This is a genomic window from Corallococcus sp. AS-1-6 (genome assembly GCF_020037015.1).
GTDB lineage: Bacteria > Myxococcota > Myxococcia > Myxococcales > Myxococcaceae > Corallococcus.
In genome coordinates, this window is the sequence record NZ_JAIQDE010000013.1 from 89,300 (window position 1) to 114,453 (window position 25,154).

Sequence of the window (25,154 nt, forward strand, 5' to 3'; positions counted from 1 at the left end):
ACAATGGGCAGACCCCTTCAATGCCTTACGGGGCGCAGGTGACCCCTACGCAGCCGCCCGCGCCGTTGCGGCGTGCGACATTGCCTCCTCCGTCAATCGCCGTGGGCGCGTGGATGCCCCAGCCCGAGTTGTCCTGGCAGACGTTGTTGGAGAGGGTGGGCGTGCCGCCCGGGAGGACGCGCAGGCCGTCCCCGCGATTCATCATGAAGTGGTTGTTGTGCACCGGGCCCTCCTGCGGGACGGGTTCGAAGTCCGGCAGGTTGGACAGGGTCAGCCCGCCTTCGTTGTCCCACCAGAGGGTGTCGCGAAGGTCGAGCGTCTGGGCCGCCAGGCGCAGTCCCTCGCCATTGTTCATGACCCACGTGTCGCGCATCTGGAAGTCGAACGCCTGCCACTCGGGGTCCTCGGGCGTTCCGAACGCGGTGTTGTTCGCGAGGATGGAGTTCTCGAACACCAGCTCGTAGCAGTTGTCGAAGCGGCCGTTGTCCCACGTCAGCTTCGCCACGGAGGCGTTCTCCGTGAACGTGCTCGACCGGATGTGGACATTGCCGGAGTAGCAGAACAGGGCCATCTCGTTCGACGTGAAGGCTGAACCGGAGATGCGGGTGTCGTGGTAGTCCACGTACAACCCGAGCCCGTTTCCAGTGAACCGGGAGCCCCGGATGTCGATGGCGCCGACCGTCGCGTCGAACTCACTGCCGAAGCCCTGCGAGTTCCCACTCACCCGCGAGTCCGTGAGCAGGAGCCCTCCGCTGCCGTTCGCGTGGTAGATGGCGGTCCCGTTGCCGACGAACGCGACCTGGTGCAGGTGCACGGTGGCGTCGTACGTGTAGCCCCGGTTGAAGCCCTGGATCGTGCCGTTGCGCACCGTGCTGTCGCTCCGGGCATCGATGCCCACCGTCTCACCCGGCCCGCTGCCAGCCCGGCGCACGGTGTGGCCTCCCAGGTCGAGCACGACGCCCGGAGCGGCGATCCGCAGCGCGGGGATGGGCGTGCCCGCGCAGACGAGGTCGCGCGTGAGCCGCGTGCTCCGCGTCAGGACGTCTCCGCACCGGACGGCGCGGGACTCGAAGTCTTCCGTCTCCTGGGTGGTGGCCTTCGCGGTGGTGGCCGCGAGGAGCAGCAGCGCCAGGGGCCACGTCACGATTCCATCTCGGATCCTTCGCATGTTGCTCCCCCTCGCCGGAGGACGTCCGCCTCCGCGCGGGGAGGCTGCTCACACCGCTTCGGGCCCCCCAGTCCGTCTCTCGGTGGCAGGTGATTGCGCGGCGCCGCACAGTCCTACAGCGCCCCACGGGGCCGGGCGGTTGCTATCCTCCAGTGCCCTGCGACAGGAAGGATGGAGCCCCATGCCGAGGACCCCCGCCACCCGGACTGATGTGAGGGACGCCCTGCGGCGCCTGGGCGTGGAGGAGGGCGACCTCGTGATGGTCCATGCCGGCCTCCGGAGCCTGGGGCCCGTGCTGGGCGGGGTGAACGCCGTGGTGCTGGCGCTGCAAGACGCGGTGGGCTCCCAGGGCACGCTCATGGCCTACGTGGACTGGGAGCTGGGCGTGGAGCCGGAGGACTTCGAGGACGCGCGCCTCCGCGACGAGATCCCCACCTTCGACAAGCGCACCGCGCGGGCCATGCGAGACCACGGCATCCTCGCGGAGACGCTCAGGACCTGGCCCGGCGCGATCCGCAGCGACCATCCGGACGCGGGCATGGTCGCCATCGGCCCGAGGGCGGAGTGGCTCTGCGCGGACCACCCGTTCCGCTATGGCTATGGCCCCGGCTCGCCGCTGGCCCGGCTGGTGGAGGCGCGGGGCAAGGTGCTGATGCTCGGGGCGCCGCTGGAGACGCTCACGCTCCTGCACCACGCGGAGCACCTGGCGGACCTCCCCGGCAAGCGCGTGGTCCGCTACCAGCGGCCGCTCCAGGTCGACGGCGAGCGGCGCTGGGTGGACTTCGAGGAGTTCGACACCAGCGAGCCGGTGACCGACGCCCTGCGAGCGTCCAGCGTGGACGCCTTCACGCGCATTGGCGAGCAATGCCTGGCGGAGGGGATCGGCCGCTCCGGAGTCGTCGCCCGGGCCGTGTCGCATCTCTTCGACGCCCGCGGGCTCCTGCGCCGGGGCGTCGCGTGGTTGGAGGCGTTCCACGGCTCGAAGGCGCCGTGACTCACGGGCAGCCGTAGCTCTGGAGTTGGACGTCGCGCACGCACCGTGCGTTCAGCGATTGTTCCGGGCGGGGAACGCCAGGGCGTGGAGGTGCTCCGGCAGCCGCTGGTGCTGCCAGTCGCGTTCCCGGGCGGTGGCTTCGGCGGCGTCCGAGCCTTCGGCGGCGCCGTGGGCCGCGGCGGTGGCCGCGAAGGTGGCGGCCTGGGAGGCGTGGCTGGCGACGTGGGCGGTGGCGGCGGCGTGTCCGGCGGCGCGGGCCGCGGCGCAGGCGGCGGCGTGCGGGGTGGCATCCGAGGCCGCGGCGTGCGCGGCGAACGCGGCGGCGTTTGCGTCGGTCATCGCCAGCGCTCCCCGCTGCCAGGCTCGCGCTGCTTCGATGGCGTGGCGGGGGCGGTGGTCCTCCGGGAACTTCTGTTCGAAGAGGGGGAGGACGCGCTCGGCGCAGTCGGCGGCCCAGCGGGCCAGGCATTCGTGGTCGGACCTGTCGAGCGCCATGCTCCGCCCCTCCCGGTGTCACAATCGTTGCGTATTCACTGTCATCCCGCCTGACAGGTCAATGTTTGGCTAGACTGTCTTCCATGGTCAGGGACGCGTGGTGGATCGCGGTGCTGGTGGGATGGCTGGTGATGCCAGTCACCGGATGGGCCTGTTCCTGTTCCTTTGCCTCGCAAGGGCTGGCCAGCACGTTGGAGGGAGCCCGCGACAGTGCCGGCTTCATCTATCTGGGGCGGGTGCGTGACTCGGAGGACCCGTCCGAACGCTTCGCCACCGTGGACGTCCTGGAGGCGTTCAAGGGCAGCGTCAAGGCAGGCGCCGTCTTGCGGCTCCCCTATGGAGGGGGAGGAGACTGCGTCCTGAACGTGACCCCGGGCCGGACGTGGTTGATCTATGCCGGCAAGACAGGCCCGGAGGAGGTCTGGATGTGCTCGCGAAGCCGGCGCGTGCTTTTGGATGACAGCGAGCTGACCTGGCTCCGCACGGGCGTCCTGCCGCCGGTGCCCGTGGCGCTCCACCGGGAGACCGTGAGCTGCGAGGGATGCGAGATCGAAGTGGAAGCCAGGCGCCTGCTGGCGCATGCGGGCACGCCGCCCGTTGGGTGGAGGGAAGCGGAGGCGCGATGGAAGGCGGGCCAACCGTTCATCACCTCCGCGGGCATGACCCAGAGCAGGGTGCTGGGGGTGTCCCGGGACGGGCGTGCCTTCGAGCTGTCTGACTCCTCGCTTGAGGCCTCCGCGCGATGGGCCTGCGAGCGGAGGCTCCAGTTGCGTTGGTGCAAGCGATTGGAGCTCCAGGAGGGGCGGTACGCGTCTGACTTCCGCTGTGTCGACCCTGGCGAGCCCCAGGAGGTCTGCGACGAGCGCCGGAGCCGGAAGTCGGAGTGGCTCCCGATGGAGCGCCTGCCGCCCGGTGCGTGCAGTGGGTTCAACCCCTCCGCTCCCTCGTGTGATCTGGCCTCGGACCGCTTCCCCTTTCCCGCGGGGGCCCCGCCGTTGCCCTTCCTCGCCTGCCATCCCCAGACACCGGGAGCCCGTTCCGGCGGTTACGCCTGCGAGGTGAAGACGGCGCCGGAGCCCGTGCCACCCGGGCCGTGAGGCTTCAGCGCTCCGGCTCCTCGCCTTCGCCCAGGAGGCCGTGCTTGCGCAGCTTGTCGTGCAGCGTGGCGCGGCCGATGCCCAGCGCCTTCGCGGCCTCCGTGCGCTGGCCCTTGGAGGCCGCGAGCGCGGCGAGGATGAGCTCGCGCTCGTGTGCGTCCAGCTTCTCCCGCAGGGTGGTGCCGGTGTTGGAGGGGGCCGGGGGCGTGGGCGCGCTGGCGCCTCCGGGCAGCAGCTCCAGGTCCAGGGTGCCGTCGGCGGACAGCACCACGGCGCTCTCCAGGGCGTTCTCCAGCTCGCGCACGTTCCCGGGCCAGGGGTGGGCCGTGAGGCGCTCCAGGATGGCGGGCGTCAGGGCCACCGGTGGCATGTGGAAGCGCTCGGTGTGGCGGGCGAGGAAGTGCCTCGCGAGCGCGGCGATGTCCTCCGGACGGCTTCGCAGCGGGGGCACCTGGAGCGTCACGACCTTGAGCCGGTAGTAGAGGTCCTCGCGGAAGCGGCCCTCCGCCACGCGCTGCGGCAGGTCGCGGTGGGTGGCGGCCAGGACGCGGACGTCCACCGGGAGGGAGCGGTCCTCGCCCACGGGCCGCACTTCGCCCTCCTGCAAGACGCGCAGGAGCTTCGCCTGGAGGGGCAGGGCGAGCTCTCCCACCTCGTCCAGGAGCAGCGTGCCACCGGAGGCCTCGCGGAAGAGGCCGGGCCTTGCGCGCACGGCGCCGGTGAACGCGCCCCTCGCGTGGCCAAAGAGCTCCGCCTCCGCGAGCTCCGGCGTGAGGGCGGCGCAGTTGAAGCGCACGTAGGGCTTGTCCGCGCGCGGGGAGGCGCGCACCAGGGCCTCCGCGACGCGCTCCTTGCCGGTGCCGCTCTCTCCCGTGATGAGCACGGTGACGTCGCGGGGGCCCACGCGCTGGATGAGCAGCGCCAGCCTCGCCATCGACGGCGACACGAAGACCAGCGAGCGCAGCAGGTTCACCTCGCCGGACAGCCGCTCGTTCTCCGCCTCCAGGCGGACCATCCCGAGCGCCCGGCGCACCACCGCCAGCACGTCGTCCACGTCGAAGGGTTTGCGGAAGTAGTCCAGCGCGCCCAGCTTCATGGCCTCCACGGCGTGACGTTCGGAGCCATGCGCGGTGATGAGGATGACCCGGGGCGCATGAGGGCGCGCGGCGACGCGGCGGAGCAGCTCCATGCCGTCCACGCGCGGCATGCGCAGGTCGCTGAGGACCAGGTCCACGGGCGGCTCGGAGTCCAGGCGCGCGAGCGCGGCCTCTCCGTCCACGGCTTCTTCCACCGTGAGCCCGTCATCCTCCAGCAACCCGCGCAGCGTGTAGCGCACGCCCGCGTCGTCATCCGCCACCAGCACGCGGGCCTTCATGGCAGGGCCTCCATTCGCGGCGCTTCGGCCGGTTGGGGCGCGGCCGGCAGGCTCAGCTCCGCCACGCAGCCGCCACCCTCGCGGGCGCGCAGGCTCAGCTCTCCGCCGTGCTGGCGCATCAGCGCTCGCGACAGGGCGAGCCCCAGGCCGGAGCCGTGGGGCTTCGTGGTGATGCCCGGCTCGAAGACGCGCTCGCGCACCTCCGCCGCGAGCCCGGGGCCCCGGTCCCGCACCTCCACGCGGCCCCCGCCTTCTGGGGCCGTCCAGGCCTGGAGCTCCACGGTGCTTCCCCGGGGCGCGGCGTCCAGCGCGTTCTGCACCACGTCGATCAACACCTGCCGCACCTTGCGCGCGTCGCACCATGCTTCCACCGGCGGCCCCTCCGCGACCCGCAGGGTCACGCCCCGCTCCCCCGCCATGCCCTCGTGCAGCTCCGCCACCTGCCGGCACAGGCCATCCAGCGGCACGTGCGCTTCGTTGAGCGGGAGCAATGGCCGGGAGAAGTTGAGGAAGCCTTCGAGGATCTCCTGCATCCGGTCCACCTCCCGCCGCAGCACCGCGAGCCGCTCCGCGGGCCGGCCCTCCACTTCGCGGGCAATCATCGCGGCCAGGCCCTTCACGCTCGCCAGCGGGTTCTTCAGCTCGTGGGCAATCTCTCCCGACAGCGTGGTGAGCGAGCGCACCCGCTCCTCATGCGTCTTCAGTGCGTCATCCCGCGCGTCCAGCGCCGTGCGCACCATGCCGCGGTACGTGCGCCGGAGTTGGACGCCGATGAAGTTCGTCCACAGGACGAGGAACACCAGCACCGCGAGCATCGTCAGGAGCAGCGCGTCGTTGTGCCCCGCGCGCGGGCCTCCGCCGAAGAGCACGGGCACCAGGTCCCCCACCGCGCCCGTCAGCGTCACCGCCGCCTGCACGCCCACCAGCGCGAGCAGGGAGCCCGCCCACCTGCGAGCCCGCGCGGGCGGGAAGAGGATGGCCGTGGCCAACGACGCCGGCAGCACCAGCGGGATGAGCGGGCTCTCCAGTCCCCCCAGCGCCAGGTTCACCACCGTGAACAGGGGGAACGCCACCGCCGGCAACAGCCTCCCCGGCTCGTGCGACACCACCGGCTGACGCCGCCACACCAGGACGGCCACCACCCCCATCACCACGAACGCCAGCGCCAACGCCACGCACACCCGGCGCCACGCGGCCGTGTCGCCGATGAGCCCCAGCGACACCATCACCACCGGCAGGGGACTCAGGAACGACAGCACCTTCGTCACCTGCCGGAACATCCGCGAGAACGCCTCGCGTTGGACCTGCTCGACGCCGGCGGCCGTGGGCTGGGGTGGGGAATGCAAGGCGCGTCCTCCTGGACCGTGGGCGCTACCCTATGCCCAAGCAAGGCGGATGCCCCAGCCCGCGTCCCCTGGGGCCTCTGGCTCACGGCCCCCCGCGTGTCCGGGGACCCGGCGTCCGGCGCCGGAAATCCGAACAGGAGAGGGCCTGCCCCCGGGGGCTCCCCTGGCGTTCAGTGCTGGCACGTCCAGTGCTCAAGGTGACGCCAGGACACGGGTTCGGGAGCTGCCCGTGAGCCAGACGCGGACCCCCCGGGCAGGGCAGGCGTAGCGTGGACTTCGCCGCGCTCGGGGGGCGCTCCACTCGCGGCGAGGCCGCGCCAGGAGGCACGGGTGTCGGGACCGGGCAGGAAGTCGAAGCACTCGAAGCGGGGTATCGTCACGGGGGCGGTGCTGGTCGCCGTCATCGTCGGCGGCATCCTGTGGTTGCGGCGGCCGGCCCCGGAGCCGCCGCCGCGCTTCACCGGCTTCGTCGTCAGCGACAACGTCTACCTGTCCTCGCCGGTGGCCGGCATGGTGGCGTCCGTGGCGGTGGTGCGCGGACAGCGCGTGGAGGTGGGCACGCCGCTGTTCCGCATGGAGCCCACGTCGCTGGTGGCGAGGGCCGACCAGGCCCGGGCGCAGGTGGGGCAGATCGAAGCGCAGTTGCTCGCGCGCCAGTCGGACGTGGCCCGCGCTCGCGCGTCCCTCATCGCCGCGCAGGCGGAGGCGGACCGCGCGGACGCGGAGCTGGCCCGGCTCGTCGCCGTCCAGAAGGCCATGGAGGGCGCCGTGACGCCCCAGCAACTGGACCTGCTGCGTGCGACGGCGACGCGCGCGCATGCCCAGCGCGACGCGGCCCGCACGGACGTGGCGGCGGCGGGCGCGCAGTTGGAGGTCGTCCGCGCCCAGCTCGTCAGCGGGCGCGCGGGCGTCACCGCCGCGGAGCAGCAGGTCGTGGAGCTGGCGCCCGTGTCTCCCGTCGTGGGCCGGGTGGAGGACGTCCTCTTCCAGCAGGGCGAGTGGGCCGTGCCCAACGCCCCCGTCATCAGCATCATCCCGGACGCGAAGCTGAAGGTGCGCTTCTACGTGCCGCAGGGGAGGGTGGCGTCCTTCCCGCCAGGCACCACCGTGGCCATCGCCTGCGACGGCTGCGACACCGGGATGACGGCGCGCGTGGACTACGTCGCCCCGCGCCCGGAGTACACGCCGCCCATCATCTACAGCCTGGAGACGCGGCAGAAGCTGGTGTTCCTTCTGGAGGCGGTGCCCTCCGCGCCCACGCGGCTGCTGCCCGGACAGCCCATCGACGTGACGCCGCTGAAGCAGGCCCCCGTGGAGGCGGACCGATGAGCGAGCAGGCCATCGACGTGCGCGGGCTCAACAAGTCCTTTGGCGACCGGCACGTCGTGCGGGACGTCTCCATCGCCGTGGGCACCGGACGCATCACCGGCTTCCTGGGCCCCAACGGCTCCGGCAAGACGACGACGCTGCGGCTCTTGTGCGGCCTGCTCACGCCCGACAGCGGCGAGGGCACCGTGCTGGGCCTGGACTTCCGCGCCCGCGGCGACGCCATCAAGCGCCAGACGGGCTACATGACGCAGAGGTTCTCCCTCTACGAGGACATGACCCTGGAGGAGAACCTGGCCTTCGTCGCGCGCGTCCATGGCCTGGACCAGCGGCGCGAGCGGGTGGAGGACACGCTCCACCGGCTGGGCCTCTTCGACCGGCGCCGCCAGCTCGCGGGCGCGCTCTCCGGCGGCTGGAAGCAGCGCCTGGCCCTGGCCGCCGCGACGCTGCACGAGCCCCGCCTGCTGCTGCTGGACGAGCCCACCGCGGGCGTGGACCCCAAGGCCCGCCGTGAGTTCTGGGATGAAATCCACACGCTCGCCGCGGGTGGACTCACGGTGCTGGTGTCCACGCACTACATGGACGAGGCGGAGCGCTGCCACGACATCGGCTACATCCTGTACGGGCGCCTCATCGCGCGGGGCACGGCGGACGCGCTCATCCGCGACTCCGGGCTGGTGACGTTCCTGGGCGAGGGGCCCGGCATCGACCGCGCGGCGCACGTGCTGGCCCGGGCGGACGGCGTGCTCAGCGCCTCCGCGTTCGGCGCCGCCGTGCACGTCAGTGGGCTGAAGCGTGATGCCCTGGAGGCCGCGCTCGGTCCCTGGCGCAGGGAGCCCTACCGGTGGAGCGAGGTGACACCCTCCCTGGAGGACGTCTTCATCCAGCTCATGGGTCGCGAGCGCGACGAACGGTACTCGTCATGACGGGCTCGCTTCCGCGCATCCTGGCCGTGCTGCTCAAGGAGTTCACGCAGCTTCGGCGCGACCGCATCACCTACGCGATGATCCTCCTCATGCCGGTGATGCAGTTGCTCATCTTCGGCTACGCCATCAACATGGACCCCCGGCACCTGCCCGCCGCGGTGCTGTCCCACGACACCAGCACCCTGGCCAACTCCGTCGTCGCCGCGCTGGAGCGCACCGGCTACGTGGACGTGCGCTACCTGCCCCGGTCCGACGAGGAGCTGGATCAGCTCATCCGCCGGGGACAGGTGATGCTCGGCATCACCATCCCGCCGGACTTCACCCGGCGGCTGCTCAAGGGCGAGCGGGCGCAGATCCTCGCGGAGGCGGACGCGTCCGACCCGCAGGCCGCGGCGGGGGCGCTCGCCGCGGTGAGCGTGCTGCCCACGGAGGCGCTGCGGAACGAACGCGTGGGGCTGGGGACGCCGCGCTCCACCGCGCCCGCCTTCGAGGTGGTGGTGCACCGGCGCTACAACCCGGAGGGCCGCTCCCCGGTCCACATCGTGCCGGGCCTGCTGGGCATCATCCTGTCCATGACGCTGGTGATGATGACCGCCATGGCCGTCACCCGCGAGCGCGAGCGCGGCACCATGGAGACGCTCCTGTCCACGCCCGCCACCCCGGCGGAGATCATGGTGGGCAAGCTCACGCCGTACGTCGTCGTGGGGCTGGTGCAGACCGTCGTCGTGCTGGGCATGGCGCGGGGGTTGTTCTCCGTGCCCATGGCGCGCACGCCCGCGGGGTGGCTGGCGCTGGCGTGCGGCATCGTGCTGTTCATCGTGGGCAACCTGTCCCTGGGCTACCTCATCTCCACCGTGGCGCGCAGCCAACTGCAGGCGATGCAGATGTCCATGTTCTACATGCTGCCGTCCATCTTCCTCTCCGGCTTCGCCTTCCCCTTCCTGGGGCTGCCGCCGTGGGCGCGGGTGCTGGGCGAAGTCATCCCCGTCACGCACTTCCTGCGCATCGTCCGGGGCGCGCTGCTCAAGGACCAGGTGCTCGCGGACATGGGGAACGACCTGCTCGCGTTGGGACTCTTCGTGCTCGCCGTGGCCGGTGCGGCACTCGCGAGGTCACGCACGACGTTGGATTGATTGACGCCACACGTCGAGCATGACGCAGCCGCGAAAGTGGAGGGCTTGGACGGCCGGACGATCCAAACGGACCGCCCTTTGCAACCTTCCTTCCGCACCGGAGCCACGCCCCACGTGGTTTCGCGGGGTTCCCTCCCGCGTCCGGTCTGGAGATGCCCATGTCCCGTGACAACTCCTTCGCGGTGGGTGCGGTGCGGACTTCGCGCCTGCTCGTGGTCCTGTTCGCGGCGACCTTCGCCGCCGGCTGTGGAGACGATGAGGATGACTGTGTGCCCCGGACGTGCGAGTCGCGGGGCTTCAACTGCGGCGAGGCGACGGACGGCTGTGGCCACACGCTCGACTGCGGCACCTGCGCGGCGCCCTCCACCTGCGGCGGCGGCGGCGCGGACAACGTCTGCGGGTGCCCCGACCTCAAGACGGCCTGCAGCCCCGGGGTCGAGTGCGGCACCGAACCGGATGGCTGCGGTGGCACCGTCACCTGCGGCACGTGCGCGGCGCCGGAGGTGTGCGGCGGGCGCGGCGTGGAGAAGACCTGCGGCGTCCCCGCCGAAAATCGCGAGTGCAGCGACGGCTGGTGCTGGGAGTATCCGCTGCCCCACGGCTACGGCTTCAAGGGCGCGCACTTCAGCTCGGCCAACGACGGCTGGGCCGTGGGCGAGGACGGCTTCATCCAGCACTGGGATGGAGCGCGCTGGACGCGCGTGGCCAGCGGGACGCTGACCCCCCTGCACGACGTGCACGCCCTCTCCCCGACGGACGTGTGGGCCGTGGGCGCGGGCGGCACCGTGCTCCACTCCACGACGGGCGGGGCCTTCTCCCCGGTGAGCTCCGGGACGACGCGCGACCTGAACTCCGTGTGGGCCGCCGGTCCGGGGGACATCTGGGCGGTGGGCGCGGGCGGCACCGTGCGGCGCGACCGGGGCAGCGGCTTCCAGGGCATGGACGCGGCCACGACAAAGGACCTCAACGGCGTGTGGGGCAGCGGGCCTTCGGACGTCTGGATGGTGGGGCGGTCCGGGACGCTGCGCCGGTACGACGGCAGCGCGGTCGCCGGCATCGACGCGGGCACCACGGACATCGACTTCCATGAGGTGACGGGCACCGGCCCGAACGACGTCTGGACCGTCGCCTCGGATGACCCGTGCATCCTCTGCGACGACTACGGCCAGGTGTTCCGCACCACGCCCGCGGGCATCGAGCAGTCCCTGCGCTCGTCGGACCAGTTGTTCTCCGTGTACGCCGCGTCGCCCTCACTGGTGCTCGCGGGCGGAGAGGACTTCGGCTACGTCTACAACGGCACGAAGTGGACGGACACGGACGAGGACGCCGTGGGGCCCATCACCGGCAGCGGGCCTGACAACGTGTGGTCCTTCGGTCCGGGCGGGCAGGTGCAGAAGTGGAGCGGGCAGGCGTGGACCTCCCAGGCGCCGCTGCGCACGCTGAGGGTGGCGCGGGCCATCCATGGCACGGGGCCGTCGGACGTGTGGGCGGTGGGGGACCCGGGCCGCGTGCTGCACTGGAACGGCGGCGGTTGGATCGAGCCGCCGCTGGACTTCTCCCCCTTCGACGACGTGACGGGCGTCTACGCGGCCTCCACGGCAGACGTCTGGCTGACGTCCTCGTTCCATGACCGCATCTACCGGTTCGACGGGGCCCGCTTCATCACGCAGTACACCGCGGAGTCGTCACAGGCGCTGTACGCCATCCACGGCGCTTCCGCGACGGACATCTGGGCGGTGGGCGCGTCCGGCCAGGCCGTCCACTTCGACGGCACCTCCTGGACGCGCAAGGCCACGGAGGTCCAGGTGACGCTCAACGCCGTGTGGGTGCAGGGGGCCTCGCTGGCCATCGCGGTGGGCGACGCCGGCACCATCCTGCGCTGGGACGGCGCCGCCTGGAGCGCGATGACCTCCGGCACCAACAAGGCCCTGAAGGCCGTGTGGGGCAGCGGTCCCTCCGACGTCTGGGCGGCGGGCGCGGACGGCACGCTGCTGCGCTACACCGGTGGGGCGTGGCTCCCCGTGGCCAGCGGCACGTCGTCCCAGCTCAACGGGTTGATGGGGCGCTCCGCCACCGAGGTCTGGGCGGTGGGCGACAACGGCACGCTGCTGCGCTTCGACGGCGGCAGGTGGACCGCGGAGACCACCGGCACCCGCCGCGTCCTGCGGGCCGTGTGGGCGCCGTCCTCGTCGGAGCTGTGGCTGGTGGGGGACTCGGCCGTCCTGCACAAGCCCTGACCCCACGCGAGCAGGCCTGAGCGCGTGGCGCCGCATGGGTTCCCTGGCGACCGGGGAGCCCATGCCGTGCCGTGTCCCGAGCGCGGCCCGCCGTCATCACCATCGTCTTCTGGTACCCCCATCAGAAGGAGACTGGTGATGTGTTGCAACACCCGAATCTGGCATTCCCACCACTGCATCCTGCCGCCGTACGTCAGCCGTCAGATCGCGCAGAACGGCTCACCGCAGCAGCGGGCGCGGGCGCTGCGGACGCTCTCCATCGACAACACCCTGCGCGCCCTCCGCCTGTCCACCAGCGGCGCGCCCCAGGCGGCGAAGCGGCTCATCCCCGGCCCCATGGTCGTGGAGAGCCAGAAGCAGCGCACCATCTACGACGTGAAGAACACCGAAGCCCTCCCGGGAACGGTGGCCCGCACGGAGGGCTCGGACGATACCGGCGACCCGGCGGTCGACGAGGCCTACGTCGGCCTGGGCGCGACGTACGACCTCTACTGGGACGTCTACGGGCGCAACTCCATTGACGGCAACGGCATGCCGCTGAACGGTCACGTCCACTATGGCAGCGGCTACGACAACGCCTTCTGGGACGGCGAGCGCATGGTGTTCGGCGACGGCGACGGCGAGCTCTTCAACCGCTTCACCATTTCCGTGGACGTCATCGGGCACGAGCTGACCCATGGCGTGACGGAGCACGAGGGGCCTCTTGCCTACTTCCTCCAGGCCGGTGCGCTCAACGAGTCCCTGTCGGACTGCTTCGGATCGATCGTGAAGCAGCGCTTGTTGAACCAGACGGCGGAGCAGGCCGACTGGCTCATCGGCGCGGGGCTCCTCACGGACAAGGTCCAGGGCAAGGCCCTGCGCTCCATGAAGGACCCGGGCACCGCGTTCGACGATCCCGTGCTGGGCAAGGATCCGCAGCCGGCCCATATGAAGGACTTCGTGAAGACGACGGAGGACAACGGCGGCGTGCACATCAACTCCGGCATTCCCAACAAGGCCTTCTGCGTCGCGGCCATGAACCTCAAGGGCTACACGTGGGAGAAGGCCGGCCTCATCTGGCTGGAGGCGCTGCGCGACCCGAGGCTGAAGTACAACGCCTCGTTCCTGTCCTTCGCCCGGCTCACCGTGCTGGCGGCCGCCAAGCTCTACGGCAGCGGCGACGAAGAGCAGATCGTCCGCGACGCCTGGGGCCAGGTGGGCATCAAGATCGCCAAGGAGCGGGCGGGCGAGGTGGCCTGGACGCCGCAGGTGCAGAAGCAGGCCGCGCAGCCGGTGCAGCGCAAGCACTAGGTCCTGGAGCGGATGGGATGCGAATCGAACTCAAACGGGAGGGAGGCCTCGCCTACTTCCCGGGCCTCGCCAGGCCCCGCACCGTGGACCTGGCGGCCCTGCCTCCCGCCACGGCGGAGGCGCTCCAGCGGGAGGTGCAAGAGGCCCGCTTCTTCGAACAGCCCGCCACCGTGGGCGGTGGCCCCACGGCGGGCGCGGACCGGACCAGCTACGCCGTCACCATCGAGGACGACGGCGGACGGAGGCACTCGGTCCGGCTGGTGGAGCCGGTGACGGAGCCGCACCTGCGCTCCCTGCTGGCGCTCATCCAGAAGGCCGAGCGGGAGCAGCGCGCTCCCTAGCTCCCGGGCGTGCGGACGGGGGGACGTCCTCCCCGGGGCGGCGGGCCGTGTCACGAACGTGTGACGCGGCTCGCTCGTTCGTGTGACAGGACGGCGTCGCCGGTAACGGTGTGGCAACAACGGGGGGCGGTGCGTGGCGGAAGGCTGCGCCATTCGGTAACGGGAGCGCCACATCGGGACCAGGCGGGTCCCTCCTTGTTCCCCGCCCGGCTCTCACGCACCCATGACCTTCGCCTCGTCCCACCGCTCCGTCCTTCAGGCCCTGCTGGCTGGTACCGCGCTCCTCTTCTCCTCGTCCGCCGTGGCCCAGGCCCAGGAGACCCCGCCCGAGCCCGCTCCCACTGGCGAGGTCGCGCCCCCCGCGGAGCCCTCCGCGCCCGTGCCTCCCGCCGCCCTGCCTCCTCCCGTGGCGCCGAAGGAGAAGGAGAAGGAGAAGACGAAGCCCTGGTACGAGACCATCCGCCTCCGGGGCTACACGCAGGTCCGCTACAACCGGCTGCCCAGCTTCCGGGTGAACGACTCGCTCATCAACGAGCAGGGCGACCGCTTCATGGGCAAGGACACCGGCTTCGGCATCCGCCGCGCGCGGCTCGTCATCTTCGGGGACGTGCACCCGCACGTGTCCATCTACCTGCAGCCGGACTTCGCCTCCGTCATCGGTGACCAGTACAACGTGGCCGTCATGCGGGACTGGTACGCGGACATCTTCGTGGACGCGAAGAAGGAGTTCCGCTTCCGGGTGGGCCAGTCCAAGGTGCCCTTCGGCTTCGAGAACCTCCAGTCCAGCCAGAACCGCCTGGCGTTGGATCGCAACGACGCCATCAACAGCGCGCTGAAGGACGAGCGCGACCTGGGCGTCTTCTTCTACTGGGCGCCCGAGCACATCCGCGCGCGCTTCAAGCTCCTGGTGGACAGCGGCCTCAAGGGCTCCGGCGACTACGGCGTGGTGGGCCTGGGCGTCTTCAACGGCCAGGCGGCCAACCGCGCCGAGCGCAACAACAGCCCCCACGCGATCGCGCGCGTCAGCTATCCCTTCCTCTTCGGCTCCCAGTACGTGGAGGTCGGGGCGGGCGGCTACTACGGCCGCTTCAACCTCAGCGCGTCCCCGCGCGACGACGCGGCCTATGCGCTCGCGCGTGGCCCCAACATGGTGGATGCCCGCGCCATCGTCAGCCTGACGGTCTACCCGCAGCCCCTGGGCTTCCAGGCGGAGTACAACATCGGGCGGGGGCCGTCGCAGGGCTCGGGCCCGGACGACGCGCTGCTCATCGACAGCCGGAACCTCCAGGGTGGCTACGCGCAGCTCATGTACAAGCTGGACGGCGTGGGCGGCGTGTCGCTCATCCCCTACGTGCGCGGCACGCTCTACAAGGGCGGCAAGAAGGCGGAGACCAACGCCCCCCGCTACGACGTGCGCGAGCTGGAGCTGGGCGCGGAGTGGCAGATCTGGAAGGCGCTGGAGCTGACGGCCGCCTACGTCATCGCGGACCGCACCTCGTCGCGCTACCCGTATGAACAGGAGCAGGGGCACGTGACGCGCCTCCAGCTCCAGTTCAACTACTGAGTCAGCCGACCGTCTGGTCGATGGCCCCGAAGATGCTGGCGCCCGCGTCGTCCCGCATCTCGATGCGCACGCGGTTGCCGCGCTTCAGGAACGGCGTCTTCGGCGCGCCGTCCCGGAGCGTCTCCACCACGCGCACCTCCGCGATGCACGAGTAGCCCGCGCCGCCGTCCTTCACGGGCTTGCCGGGGCCGCCGTCCGGGCCCCGGTTGGACACCGTGCCGGAGCCCACGATGCTGCCCGCGCACAGCGAGCGCGTCTTCGCCGCGTGGGCCACCAGCGTGCCGAAGTCGAACGTCATGTCCACGCCCGCGTCCGCGCGGCCGAAGGGCTCACCGTCGAGGAAGACCTCCAGCCGGCGGTGCAGCTTGCCCTCCCGCCACGCGTCGCCCAGCTCGTCCGGCGTGACGAACACCGGCGAGAACGCCGACGCGGGCTTGGACTGGAAGAAGCCGAAGCCCTTCGCCAGCTCCGCCGGAATCAGGTTGCGCAGCGACACGTCATTGACCAGCCCCACCAGCACCACCGCGCCCAGGGCCTGCTCGCGCGCGGCGCCCAGCGGCACGTCGCGCGTCACCACCACGACCTCGCCCTCCATGTCGCAGCCCCACGCCTCGTCGGCGAGCGGGATGGGCTGGCGCGGCCCGAGGAAGCCGTCGGAGCCGCCCTGGTACATCAAGGGGTCGGTCCAGAAGGAGGGCGGCAGCTCCGCGCCGCGCGCCTTGCGCACCAGCTCCACGTGGTTCACGTACGCGGAGCCGTCCGCCCACTGGTAGGCGCGGGGCAGGGGCGCCGCGCACCGGGCAGGGTCGAAGGGCGCACCCGGGACCTCTCCGCGCTCCAGCCGCTCCGACAGCGCGCGCAGGGCCGGCGCGTGGCGGTCCCAGTCATCCAGCGCGGCCTGGAGCGTGGGCGCGATGGCGGACGCATCCACCTGCCGGGACAGGTCCTTCGTCACGACGACGAGCCGGCCGTCCCGTCCTTCATCGAGCGAGGCGAGCTTCACGGCTGACCGCCTCCCGGGGAGGACAGCTTCGCCTTGGGCAGGTCCGCCCAGCAGGCGTCGTAGTCCTTCTGGAGGACGGGGCTCTCCATCGCCTGCCGCGTGGGCGCGATGACCCAGCGGGTCTCGAACATGAAGGCGAGCGTGTTGTCGATCTTCTTCGGCGTCAGCTCCGCGGCGACGGCGGCCTCGTACGTCTTGCGGTCCGGGCCGTGGGCGCTCATGCAGTTGTGGAGCGACGCGCCGCCGGGCAGGAACGCGTCCGCCTTGGCGTCGTAGACGCCGTGGACCAGGCCCATCAGCTCGCTCATCACGTTGCGGTGGAACCAGGGCGGCCGGAAGGTGTTCTCCGCCACCATCCACCGGGGCGGGAAGATGACGAAGTCGCAGTTCGCCGTCCCCGGCGTGTCACTGGGCGACGTGAGCACCGTGAAGATGGACGGATCCGGGTGGTCGTAGCTCACCGTGTTGATGGTGTTGAAGCGCGCCAGGTCGTACGTGTACGGCGCGTAGTTGCCGTGCCACGCCACGACGTCGAACGGCGAGTGGTCCAGCGTCGTCTCCCAGAGGTTCCCCTGGAACTTCTGCACCACGCGCGTGGGGCGCTCCACGTCTTCATACGCCGCGTGCGGCGCCACGAAGTCGCGCGGGTTCGCCAGGCCGTTGGACCCGATGGGCCCCAGCTCCGGGAGCCGGAACTGCGCGCCGTAGTTCTCGCAGATGTAGCCGCGCGCGGGGCCGCCGGGCAGCTCCACCCGCATGCGCATGCCGCGCGGGATGAGCGCGACGTGGCCGGGCGGGACCTCCAGCACGCCCAGCTCCGTGACGATGCGCAGCGTCCCGGACTGGGGGACGATGAGCAGCTCGCCGTCCGCGTTGAAGAACGCCGTGTCCGTCATGGACGTGTTCGCCGCATAGAGGTGCACCGCCGCGCCCGCGCCCTCGGCGGGGGAACCGTTGCCGCCCAGCGTGAAGAGGCCCTCCAGGAAGGTGGTGGGCGTGGTGGGCATGGGCGCCGGGCTCCAGCGCAGCCGGTTGGGGGAGGGCGGCACCTCCCGGAACGGTCCGCTCTTCAGCGCGCGGGCCTCCACGGGCCGGTACGCCGGGTGGCCCGCGCTGGGCCGCAGCCGGTACATCCACGTGCGCCGGTTCACGCCCCGAGGCGCGGTGAACGCGGTGCCGGAGAGCTGCTCGGCGTAGAGGCCGAACGCGACGCGCTGGGGCGTGTTCTGGCCCACGGGGAGCGCACCGGCGACAGCCTCCGATGCGTGCTCGTTTCCAAAGCCTGTCAGGTGGCGGACGTTTTCCATGGCGTCCGAAATAGTAACAGATGTAACCAAACCGGCAAGGCTCAGGGGCCGGGCTTGAGGGCGCGGATGGCGGCGCGCTCCACGCGCTCCAGCAGCGAGCGGAGCACCTCGCGTTCAGAGGACGACAGCTCCGCGAGCACCTCCGCCTCCGCGTCGAGCGCGGCGGGGGCCACCCGCTGGTAGAGCCTGCGTCCCGAGGCGGTCAGCGTCAGGCGCCGGGAGCGGGCGTCGCTCTGGCTCGTGGCGCGCCGCACCAATCCGCGCTCCTCCAGGGAGCGCGCGGCGCGGCTCACCGGGACCTTGTCCATGCGCGTGCGGCGGACGAGCTCCAACTGCGAGCGCTCTCCGTCCTCGCCCAGCACGGCGATGAGCCGCCACTCCTGGGTGGAGAGGCCGTCCTCGGCCGCGTACACGCGGGCGATGCGCTGGCTCACGACGTTGTCCGCGACCGACAGGCGATAGGGGAGGAACTCATCGAGGGTGAGGCTCGCGGCGCGTGCTTTCTTCATCGGGCGTCCGACTATAGCCAGCCATCCAGGCGGGCGGACGCGGTGGGCGCGTTGCGCGAGGGGGCGGTGGCGCGGACCTTCCTGGGCAGGGAGGCCCCTCATGGCCACGAGCAAGCAGCGCGCCGCCGGGCGCAAGAACATCAAGAAGGCCGCGACCGCGGCGAAGCGGAAGGGCACGCTCAAGAAGCTGCCCAAGCGCACACGCACCGCGCTGGGCAAGCAGGCCAACAAGGTGAAGCGCTCGAAGGCCCGGGCGCGCTGAAATCCGGGATGGGAATGCCGCTCTGGCTCCAGGCGGGTTTGTGGGGGTTTGCTCCCGAAGTCGTCGCGGGGACCACCGCCGTGGCGGCGGGCGCCATCCTCGCCATGCTCGCGGACACGATGATGCCGGAGGCCACGGAGGGAGCCCACGACCTCACCGGCCTCATCACGGTCGCCGGCTTCCTCGCCGCGTTCGTGCTCAGCAAGCTGGGGGATGAGCGGGAGGGGCTTGCAGGCAGGGCTGTCTCCGCCAACTCGCGGTAGCGCGGCACCCCCTCTACCGCGAGCAGGTCCTGCATCACCTTCCGAGCGCCTGCGGTGTCTCCTGCCTGCCGGAGCCGAAGCACCTCGGATCGCGCAGCCCTCATGCGCATGGAGCCGCTTCGGATTCGCCCCCGCTCATCGACGTGGACGTCTAGTAGGCGCACGCGCGGTTGTTGCACCACCCTTGCGTCGTGCCGCAGACGCAATCCGAGTCGTCGATGCAGCGGGTGGACGGGCACGTCGGACCGCCACCTCCGCCGCCTCCGCCCGAGATCTCGTAGGAGCAGGCGTTGCGCGTACACGTCACGGACAGCGCGTTGGGACACGCGTTCCAGCAATCGTCCTCGGAGGAGCACCGCACGGAGATGCACAGCAGGCCCGCGGCCTCCTCGGGCGTGGGCTCGGAGGTCAGGGCCTCGGAGGACTCGGTGGCGGCGCACACGGCTCGCGTCGCCAGCTCCATGGCTGGCGCGGCCGGCTCAGCGAAGGACGCGGTGGCCGCGAAGGACAGCAGGACGGCGACACTCCAGGACAGGCTTCGGCGAGACGACATGGCGGCGGGCACTTTCTCCCAGTAAGGCCATGCGGCACTGCATGGGGATTCCTGGGAGGGCCATTTTAACATGTCTGTCATGACTGATGCTGGCGCCGCCGGACGTGCCCCGGGCAAGGAGTTCGCCGGTCGGAATGGCACCCCGCCTGGAGTCGATTGCCGCGTGCGCGGAGTCCTCCCACCGTTCCTGGGAGACCGTGGGCCCGGGGGGACGTCATGCGTGCGCAATTCTTGTTCATCCTCATCCCGGCCTTGATCGCGCCGGGCACGTACGCCGGAGCGCGGGACCCCCGCCCGCAGGATGCTGGCGCGGCCTCACATGGGGCGCATGGCAAGCCTTCCGCGCTGTCGAGCCTGACGTCGCTCGCCCAGGGCGCGGTGCTCTTCGACGACCTGGGGAGCTTCCAGCGGAAGGTGACGACCCGCTCGCCCGAAGCGCAGGCCTTCTTCGACCAGGGGATGCGGCTCACGTATGCCTTCAACCACGACGAGGCCGCGCGCTCGTTCGCCCGCGCCGCGCAGTTGGACCCCTCCTGCGCCAGTTGCTTCTGGGGCGTCGCCCTGGTGCTCGGGCCCAACTACAACGTGCCCATGCTGCCGGACCGGGCCGCGACCGCGTGGACGGCCCTTCAGAAGGCGCAGGCGCTCGCCCCCACGGCGACCCCCACGGAGCAGGCGCTCATCGGCGCGCTGTCCCAGCGCTACGGCGGGCCGGAGCCCCGCACGCCCGAGGAGATGAAGCCCTTCTCCCAGGCCTACGCCAACGCCATGCGCGACGTGGCGAAGCGCTTCCCGGAGGACAACGACGTGCAGGTGCTCTTCGCTGAGTCCCTGATGGACCTCAACCCGTGGAAGCTGTGGACGCTGGAGGGCAAGCCGGCGCCGGGGACGGGAGAGATTGTCTCGCGGCTGGAGTCGGTGCTCGCGCGCGCGCCGGACCACCCGGGCGCCAATCACTATTACATCCACGCCGTCGAGGCCTCGGAGCACCCCGAGCGCGCGTTGCCCTCCGCGGACCGGCTGCCAGGGCTGATGCCCGGCGCGGGCCACGTCGTCCACATGCCGGCGCACATCTACCAGCGGGTGGGCCGGTACGCGGACGCCTCGGAGAGCAACCGCCGCGCCGTCCAGGCGGACAACGCCTACCTGCGCCAGGTGGAGCCCATTGGCTACTACCCGATGTATCTGGCCCACAACTGGGGCTTCCTGTCGTTCTCCGCCTCCATGGAGGGGCGCGCGGGCGAGTCCATCCGCGCCGCGCGCGAGTCCGCGAACGCCCTGCCGCCGGAGATGCTGACGGAGATGCCGGGCATGGACTTCTTCGCCTCCGAGCCCCTGCTCGCGATGGTGCGCTTCGGGCGCTACGACGCGCTGCTCAAGGAGCCCCGGCCGGACCCGAGGTACCCGGTGCTCACGGGGCTGTGGCTGCACGCGCACGGGCTGGCGCTCGCGGCGAAGGGAGACTTCGACAGGGCCCGCGCGGAGCACGCGGAGCTGGTGAAGCTGGCCGCCAGCGTCCCCGACACGATGACCGCCGGAAACAACTCAGCGAAGGACGTGCTGGACGTGGCGGCCCGCGTGCTCGACGCCTCCATCGCCGAGCGCCAGGGCCGCGCCGACGCGCTGACCCGCTGGGAGGACGCGGTGCGCGCCGCGGATCAACTGGCCTACTCGGAGCCCAGCGACTGGTTCTACCCCGTGCGCCACTTCCAGGGCGCGGCGCTGCTGGACGCGGAGCAGTACAAGGCCGCGGAGGCCGTCTACCGGGAGGACCTGCGCCGCAACCCCGGCAACGGCTGGGCCCTCTTCGGGCTCGCCATGTCGTTGAAGGGGCAGGGCCGCACGGCCGAGGCCAACGCCGTGCAGCAGCGCTTCAAGACGGCCTGGGCGGGCTCCGACTTCGCGCTCACCCGCACGGCCTTCTGACGTCAGCGCGCTCCGGCGCGGCGGAAGCCGTACACCCACGCGCCCGCGGCGACGAGCGCGGGCAGCACTACGGACACCGTGAGCGCGCCGAACACGGCGTCGTTCACGGGCTGCCCGATGAAGTCCACGCCGGACACGCGCAGCCACGCCTTCACGCAGGTGATGCCCCAGTTGGCCCAGTTGGCGGCGATGACCGCCCAGGCCAGCCGCCGCTGCCCCACGGGGCCGTAGCGCAGCATGGGCAGCGTCCACGCGACGCCCAGGAGGAAGAACGTGCCCATGAGCGCGTTCAGGTGCGCGGCGAGCGCCATCCGCGGATCCGCTGGCACCTTGCCCGTCATCGCCGCGGAGACGTAGCCGCCGGTGAGCAGGCCCACCAGCATCAGCCACGCCGCCGCGTGGGCCATCAGCCGGGCGGGGGGCTGGACGAGCGGGACGACGGTGGACTCGGTGACGACGGCCTCGGACAGGGGACGGGCGGAAGCAGGGCGCATGGTGGGCGGAGCGCCATCCTCGCACCCGGCCGCGCGCGGACGCCAATCGCGGGGCCTGACTCCCAGCGTCAGAAGCGGGCCTGGAGCAGCACGTTGACGCCCACGGCGTTCGCGGGCTGGAGGACGGGCCTGGAGCCCCCCGTCTCGTCATCCTCGAAGCGGGTCCGGTTCGGGTCGTGCGTGTAGGAGACCTCCGCCAGCACGCCAGCGATGGCCCCCAGGTCCCAGCGGGCCGTGGCCTTCACCGTCACCACCAGCCCCGGGTCCACGCCCTCGGGCAGGACGCCGAGGATGTTGGGCCCCTGGAACACGACGACGGTGTCGCCGAACAGCGGGTTCGCCGTTGCGTACCGCAGCGAGGCGGGGCGGGTGACGCGCACGAGCAGCCCGGGCGTCAGCCCCCAGTCCTGGAGGTGGTAGTCACTGCTCAGCGTGCCGGAGACCTCCGCGCGGGTCTCCGCGTCGCTCAGGAAGTCCTGGTACGGAGGAAACCCGGGCACGTCTGTCTGGATGAAGGAGAGCGTGCGGACGTAGGCCAGCGCGTGCGCGCGCCAGAAGCCCTGCTTCACCCGCGCCTCCAGGGCCCCCGCCCCCGCGGTCTGCGTGCTCCGTCGGGGAGCGTCCGCCTCTGGATCCACCAGCCCCTGGGACACGAGGCTGCCCTCCAGCGACACCGACGCGGCGAAGCCTCCCGGGTACGTCTCCGGCTGGAAGAAGCGCTCGAAGAAGGTCGGGTCGCCCTGGTACAGCGCCAGGTCGACGTTGTTCCCCACGGGGGCGCCGCGGTGCCAGACCGCGCCCAGCGAGGCCCCCTTCACGGGGACGTGCAGCTCGACGCCCCGGATCGCGACGCCGGGGATCTGCCCCCGGTTGAGCACGGTGCCCTTCGCGGCCAGCCGCAGCTCGGGCGTGACGTCCAGGAAGCCGCCCGCGAGCAAGGCGTAGCGGCGCGAGGACTCCAGCCGCAGGTCATCGGCGACGTTGGCGGACTTGAGCGCCACGAAGGCGTCCCAGTGCATCCGGGACAAGCGCAGCTCCAGCGCGGACTCGTTCCCCGCGCGGCGGGGGAAGGCCTGGCGCTCCCAGGTGACCGGCCACGTGAAGCCCATGTGGAGCCGCGACGTGTTCACCGGGTGCACCGCCACGGCGAGTCCCTCTCCGGACTCCCAGCCCGAGGGCCGGTAGCGCAGCCGCACGTTGCTGCCGAAGTCCTGCAAGGCAATGCCCTGGGTGCCCGGCGTGCTCAGGAAGAGCGACAGCGTGGCCTCCGCGCGCAGGCCCGACGCGAGCTCCGGCGTATGGCCTTCCAGCGCCGCGTGGAAGGCCGTGCCCGAGCCCTCCGCGTCGATGTCCTCGTCGACCCCCTGGAAGGACAGCCGCGCGTCGAAGGGCGGTTCGGTGACGGCGGGAGCGGGGGCCTGTCCCAGACAGAGCAGCAGGGGAAGCGTCAGGAGTGGAGATGCCATGGGGGCGCGCGTCTAGCACGTCTCAGGGCGCGGTGTCGGGGACGGCGTCGATGCGGCTGTGACGCCGGGTGTCTGGCATCACCGTGTAGACGAGCAGCGAGCAGAAGATGCACGCCGTGACGTACCAGAAGAACCACGCCTCGTACCCGGCCAGCTTCAGGCGCGTGCCCACGTACTCCGCGGTGCCGCCGAAGAGGGACACCGTCAGCGCGTAGGGCAGCCCCACGCCCAGGGCGCGGATGCGCGCGGGGAACAGCTCCGCCTTCACCACCGCGTTGATGGACGTGTAGCCGGAGAGGATGACCAGCGCGGCCATCACCAGCATGAACGCGGTGAAGGCGTCCCGCGTCCGCGTCAGCGCCGTGAGCAGCGGCACCGTGAACAGCGTCCCCAGGATGCCGAACCCCATCAGCACCGGCCGGCGCCCCACCTTGTCCGAGACGAAGCCGAGCACCGGCTGGAGGAACATGTAGAGGAACAGCGAGCCCGCGGAGATGAGCGTGGCCTCGTCCCGCGTCAGCCCCACGGAGTTCACCAGGAACTTCTGCATGTAGACGGTGTATGTGTAGAAGGCCAGCGTGCCGCCCATCGTGAGCCCCACCACGACGGCGATCTCCTTCGGGTGGCGCAGCAGCTCCCGCATGGGGTGGTGCTCGGACTGCTTCGCGGCCTCGCGGGTGAAGGCCTCCGTCTCCACCATGTTGCGGCGCATGTAGAAGCCGAAGATGGCCAGCGCCGCGCCAATGCCAAACGGGATGCGCCAGCCCCAGGCCTCCAGTTGCGGGCCCGTCAACACCAGCCGCTGCAACACCAGAAGAGTCAGCGTGGCCAGGAGCTGCCCCAGGATGAGCGTGACGTACTGGAAGGAGCTGTAGAAGCCCCGGTGGCGGGAGGTGGCCACCTCGCTCAGGTAGGTGGCGCTGGTGCCGTACTCGCCGCCCAAAGAGAGGCCCTGGAGCAGCCGCGCGAGCATCAGCACCACGGGCGCCGCCACGCCGATGCGCGCGTACGTGGGGCACACGGCGATGACCAGCGAGCCCAGGCACATCAGCGTGACGGACAACGTCAGCGCGGACCGGCGGCCCCGGAGGTCCGCGTAGAGCCCCATCACCCAGCCGCCCACCGGCCGGATGAGGAAGCCCAGCGCGAACACCCCGGCGGTGTTGAGCTGCCGCACCAGCGGGTCCGCGTCCGGGAAGAACGCCTGCGCGAAGTACAGCGAGAACGCCGAGTAGACGTAGAAGTCGTACCACTCGATGAGGTTGCCCACCGAGCCGCCGAAGATGGAGAGCAGCCGCTGCCGCAAGGGGGACATCGGGCGTGGGGCTCAGGCCTTCAACGTGCGGCCGAACAGGTCCTCGAGCCGCTTCCAGTGCGTCTCCGCGACCTCCGCGTTGAACGCGGGCGTGCCCGCCACCGAGTAGCCGTGCTGCGCGCCGGGGTAGAGCTCCGAGCGGTACTTCACGCCCGCGTCCTTCAGCGCTGCCTCCAGCGTGCGGATGGCGTCCGCGGGCATGGAGTTGTCGTTGTCCGCGTGGCCGAAGTACAGCTCCGCCTTCACCTGGTTCACCCGGCGGTGGGGGCTGTCGGGCGAGTCCGTGGCCAGCCGGCCGCCATGGGACGACGCCACCGCGCCGATGCGGTCCGGGAAGTCCGCGCCCATGCGCACGGCGAGGCCGCCGCTGAAGCAGTAGCCGGCCACGCCCGCCTTCGGGCCCTTCACGAAGGGCTGCCGCGCGAGGAAGTCCAGCACCGCGCCCGCGTCCATCTTCAGGCGCTCCGGCGTCAGCGCTCCGGCGAGGCCGAAGAAGCGCTTGCGGAACGCCTCGTCCGCGAAGGAGCCCCGGGCGAGGTCCAGCTTCGAGGTGGGCCCCTCCCGGTAGAACACGTTGGGCAGCAGCACGACGTAGCCGGACTTCGACAGGCGCCGGGCCATGTCCTCGAAGACGGGGCGGATGCCAAAGGCATCCGGAATCATGATGACCGCCGGCCACGGCCCGGAGCCCTCCGGCCGGGCCCACTTCGCGTCCATCACTCCGTCCGCGGTCTTGATGTCGACGTCCTGCATGGCGTGGGTGA

Annotated in this window: 24 protein-coding genes and 1 pseudogene; 12 read left to right on the top strand and 13 right to left on the bottom strand. The window is 71.4% G+C overall.

The genetic code is table 11. The annotated features are described in order from the left end of the window. Window positions 1–25: 25 nt before the first annotated feature. Window positions 26–1,168: a right-handed parallel beta-helix repeat-containing protein gene (locus K8612_RS19570; RefSeq protein WP_223763391.1), complete on the bottom strand. Its 1,143-nt coding sequence runs from the start codon at window positions 1,166–1,168 to the stop codon at window positions 26–28. Window positions 1,169–1,349: 181 nt separating this feature from the next. Here K8612_RS19570 and aac(3) point away from each other — a divergent pair, with 181 nt between their 5' ends. Further along, on the top strand, window positions 1,350–2,162 hold the full coding sequence (aac(3), locus tag K8612_RS19575; RefSeq protein WP_223763392.1) for an aminoglycoside 3-N-acetyltransferase: 813 nt from the start codon (window positions 1,350–1,352) through the stop codon (window positions 2,160–2,162). A gap of 51 nt (window positions 2,163–2,213) precedes the next feature. On the opposite strand, the gene K8612_RS19580 is transcribed toward aac(3), so the two are convergent. Beyond that, window positions 2,214–2,657 carry a putative immunity protein gene (locus tag K8612_RS19580; RefSeq protein ID WP_223741598.1) on the bottom strand — a complete coding sequence of 148 codons (444 nt, stop codon included), beginning with the start codon at window positions 2,655–2,657 and terminating at the stop codon, window positions 2,214–2,216. A gap of 83 nt (window positions 2,658–2,740) precedes the next feature. On the opposite strand from K8612_RS19580, the gene K8612_RS19585 reads away from it, so the two are divergent. Further along, the gene (locus K8612_RS19585) at window positions 2,741–3,754 is read left to right on the top strand and encodes a hypothetical protein (protein WP_223763393.1); all 1,014 of its coding nucleotides are present in this window, start codon (window positions 2,741–2,743) and stop codon (window positions 3,752–3,754) included. A gap of 4 nt (window positions 3,755–3,758) precedes the next feature. Here the strand turns inward: K8612_RS19585 and K8612_RS19590 are convergent, their stop codons facing one another. Together K8612_RS19590 and K8612_RS39290 are read right to left on the bottom strand one after the other, a co-directional pair. Continuing rightward, window positions 3,759–5,129, bottom strand: coding sequence for a sigma-54 dependent transcriptional regulator (locus tag K8612_RS19590; protein WP_223763394.1), 1,371 nt, complete (start codon window positions 5,127–5,129; stop codon window positions 3,759–3,761). Then, on the bottom strand, window positions 5,126–6,475 hold the full coding sequence (locus tag K8612_RS39290) for a HAMP domain-containing sensor histidine kinase (RefSeq protein WP_306799680.1): 1,350 nt from the start codon (window positions 6,473–6,475) through the stop codon (window positions 5,126–5,128). The genes K8612_RS19590 and K8612_RS39290 overlap by 4 nt, the downstream gene beginning before the upstream one ends. A 330-nt stretch (window positions 6,476–6,805) precedes the next feature. On the opposite strand from K8612_RS39290, the gene K8612_RS19605 reads away from it, so the two are divergent. The 7 genes from K8612_RS19605 (at window position 6,806) to K8612_RS19635 (ending at window position 15,292) form a co-directional block, all read left to right on the top strand. After that, window positions 6,806–7,804, top strand: a complete 999-nt coding sequence (locus K8612_RS19605; RefSeq protein WP_223763395.1) for an HlyD family efflux transporter periplasmic adaptor subunit — start codon at window positions 6,806–6,808, stop codon at window positions 7,802–7,804. Continuing rightward, window positions 7,801–8,727: an ABC transporter ATP-binding protein gene (locus K8612_RS19610; RefSeq protein ID WP_223763396.1), complete on the top strand. Its 927-nt coding sequence runs from the start codon at window positions 7,801–7,803 to the stop codon at window positions 8,725–8,727. The genes K8612_RS19605 and K8612_RS19610 overlap by 4 nt, the downstream gene beginning before the upstream one ends. Beyond that, complete coding sequence (locus K8612_RS19615; protein ID WP_223741604.1) at window positions 8,724–9,860, top strand: ABC transporter permease; 1,137 nt, start codon at window positions 8,724–8,726, stop codon at window positions 9,858–9,860. The genes K8612_RS19610 and K8612_RS19615 overlap by 4 nt, the downstream gene beginning before the upstream one ends. Window positions 9,861–10,018: 158 nt before the next feature. Next, window positions 10,019–12,097 carry a hypothetical protein gene (locus tag K8612_RS19620; RefSeq protein WP_223763397.1) on the top strand — a complete coding sequence of 693 codons (2,079 nt, stop codon included), beginning with the start codon at window positions 10,019–10,021 and terminating at the stop codon, window positions 12,095–12,097. Between the two features lie 138 nt (window positions 12,098–12,235). Beyond that, on the top strand, window positions 12,236–13,387 hold the full coding sequence (locus K8612_RS19625) for a M4 family metallopeptidase (protein WP_223763398.1): 1,152 nt from the start codon (window positions 12,236–12,238) through the stop codon (window positions 13,385–13,387). A gap of 17 nt (window positions 13,388–13,404) precedes the next feature. Further along, entirely contained in the window at window positions 13,405–13,728 is a 324-nt protein-coding gene (locus K8612_RS19630) for a protealysin inhibitor emfourin (RefSeq protein WP_223763399.1), read from the top strand. 223 nt (window positions 13,729–13,951) lie between these two features. After that, on the top strand, window positions 13,952–15,292 hold the full coding sequence (locus K8612_RS19635; protein WP_223763400.1) for a porin: 1,341 nt from the start codon (window positions 13,952–13,954) through the stop codon (window positions 15,290–15,292). Window position 15,293: 1 nt separating this feature from the next. Here the strand turns inward: K8612_RS19635 and K8612_RS19640 are convergent, their stop codons facing one another. From K8612_RS19640 to K8612_RS19650, 3 genes are read right to left on the bottom strand one after another with little or no spacing between them, the layout of a single operon-like run. Beyond that, complete coding sequence (locus K8612_RS19640; RefSeq protein WP_223763401.1) at window positions 15,294–16,295, bottom strand: fumarylacetoacetate hydrolase family protein; 1,002 nt, start codon at window positions 16,293–16,295, stop codon at window positions 15,294–15,296. Beyond that, window positions 16,292–17,602 (bottom strand): homogentisate 1,2-dioxygenase, encoded by a 1,311-nt coding sequence (gene hmgA, locus K8612_RS19645; RefSeq protein WP_223763402.1) that lies wholly within the window; start codon window positions 17,600–17,602, stop codon window positions 16,292–16,294. The genes K8612_RS19640 and hmgA overlap by 4 nt, the downstream gene beginning before the upstream one ends. 41 nt (window positions 17,603–17,643) lie before the next feature. Then, window positions 17,644–18,111 (bottom strand): MarR family winged helix-turn-helix transcriptional regulator, encoded by a 468-nt coding sequence (locus tag K8612_RS19650; protein ID WP_223763403.1) that lies wholly within the window; start codon window positions 18,109–18,111, stop codon window positions 17,644–17,646. Between the two features lie 100 nt (window positions 18,112–18,211). On the opposite strand from K8612_RS19650, the gene K8612_RS19655 reads away from it, so the two are divergent. Next, a complete protein-coding gene (locus K8612_RS19655) occupies window positions 18,212–18,373 on the top strand; it encodes a hypothetical protein (RefSeq protein WP_223763404.1) in 162 nt (53 codons plus the stop codon). Between the two features lie 8 nt (window positions 18,374–18,381). Next, window positions 18,382–18,636 carry a hypothetical protein gene (locus tag K8612_RS19660; protein WP_223763487.1) on the top strand — a complete coding sequence of 85 codons (255 nt, stop codon included), beginning with the start codon at window positions 18,382–18,384 and terminating at the stop codon, window positions 18,634–18,636. Window positions 18,637–18,668: 32 nt separating this feature from the next. On the opposite strand, the pseudogene K8612_RS38940 reads toward K8612_RS19660, so the two are convergent. After that, window positions 18,669–18,746, bottom strand: a pseudogene (locus K8612_RS38940) (hypothetical protein); the annotation flags it as partial. Between the two features lie 41 nt (window positions 18,747–18,787). Beyond that, window positions 18,788–19,189, bottom strand: coding sequence for a hypothetical protein (locus K8612_RS19670; RefSeq protein WP_223763405.1), 402 nt, complete (start codon window positions 19,187–19,189; stop codon window positions 18,788–18,790). Between the two features lie 216 nt (window positions 19,190–19,405). Here K8612_RS19670 and K8612_RS19675 point away from each other — a divergent pair, with 216 nt between their 5' ends. After that, the gene (locus tag K8612_RS19675; RefSeq protein WP_223763406.1) at window positions 19,406–21,115 is read left to right on the top strand and encodes a hypothetical protein; all 1,710 of its coding nucleotides are present in this window, start codon (window positions 19,406–19,408) and stop codon (window positions 21,113–21,115) included. Window positions 21,116–21,117: 2 nt separating this feature from the next. Here the strand turns inward: K8612_RS19675 and K8612_RS19680 are convergent, their stop codons facing one another. From K8612_RS19680 to K8612_RS19695, 4 genes are all read right to left on the bottom strand, one after another. Beyond that, a complete protein-coding gene (locus K8612_RS19680) occupies window positions 21,118–21,609 on the bottom strand; it encodes a hypothetical protein (RefSeq protein WP_223763407.1) in 492 nt (163 codons plus the stop codon). A 68-nt stretch (window positions 21,610–21,677) separates the two neighbouring features. After that, window positions 21,678–23,075 carry a hypothetical protein gene (locus tag K8612_RS19685; RefSeq protein ID WP_223763408.1) on the bottom strand — a complete coding sequence of 466 codons (1,398 nt, stop codon included), beginning with the start codon at window positions 23,073–23,075 and terminating at the stop codon, window positions 21,678–21,680. 22 nt (window positions 23,076–23,097) lie between these two features. Further along, window positions 23,098–24,390, bottom strand: coding sequence for an MFS transporter (locus tag K8612_RS19690; RefSeq protein ID WP_223741615.1), 1,293 nt, complete (start codon window positions 24,388–24,390; stop codon window positions 23,098–23,100). 12 nt (window positions 24,391–24,402) lie between these two features. Then, the gene (locus tag K8612_RS19695) at window positions 24,403–25,143 is read right to left on the bottom strand and encodes a dienelactone hydrolase family protein (protein WP_223763409.1); all 741 of its coding nucleotides are present in this window, start codon (window positions 25,141–25,143) and stop codon (window positions 24,403–24,405) included. Window positions 25,144–25,154: the final 11 nt, after the last annotated feature.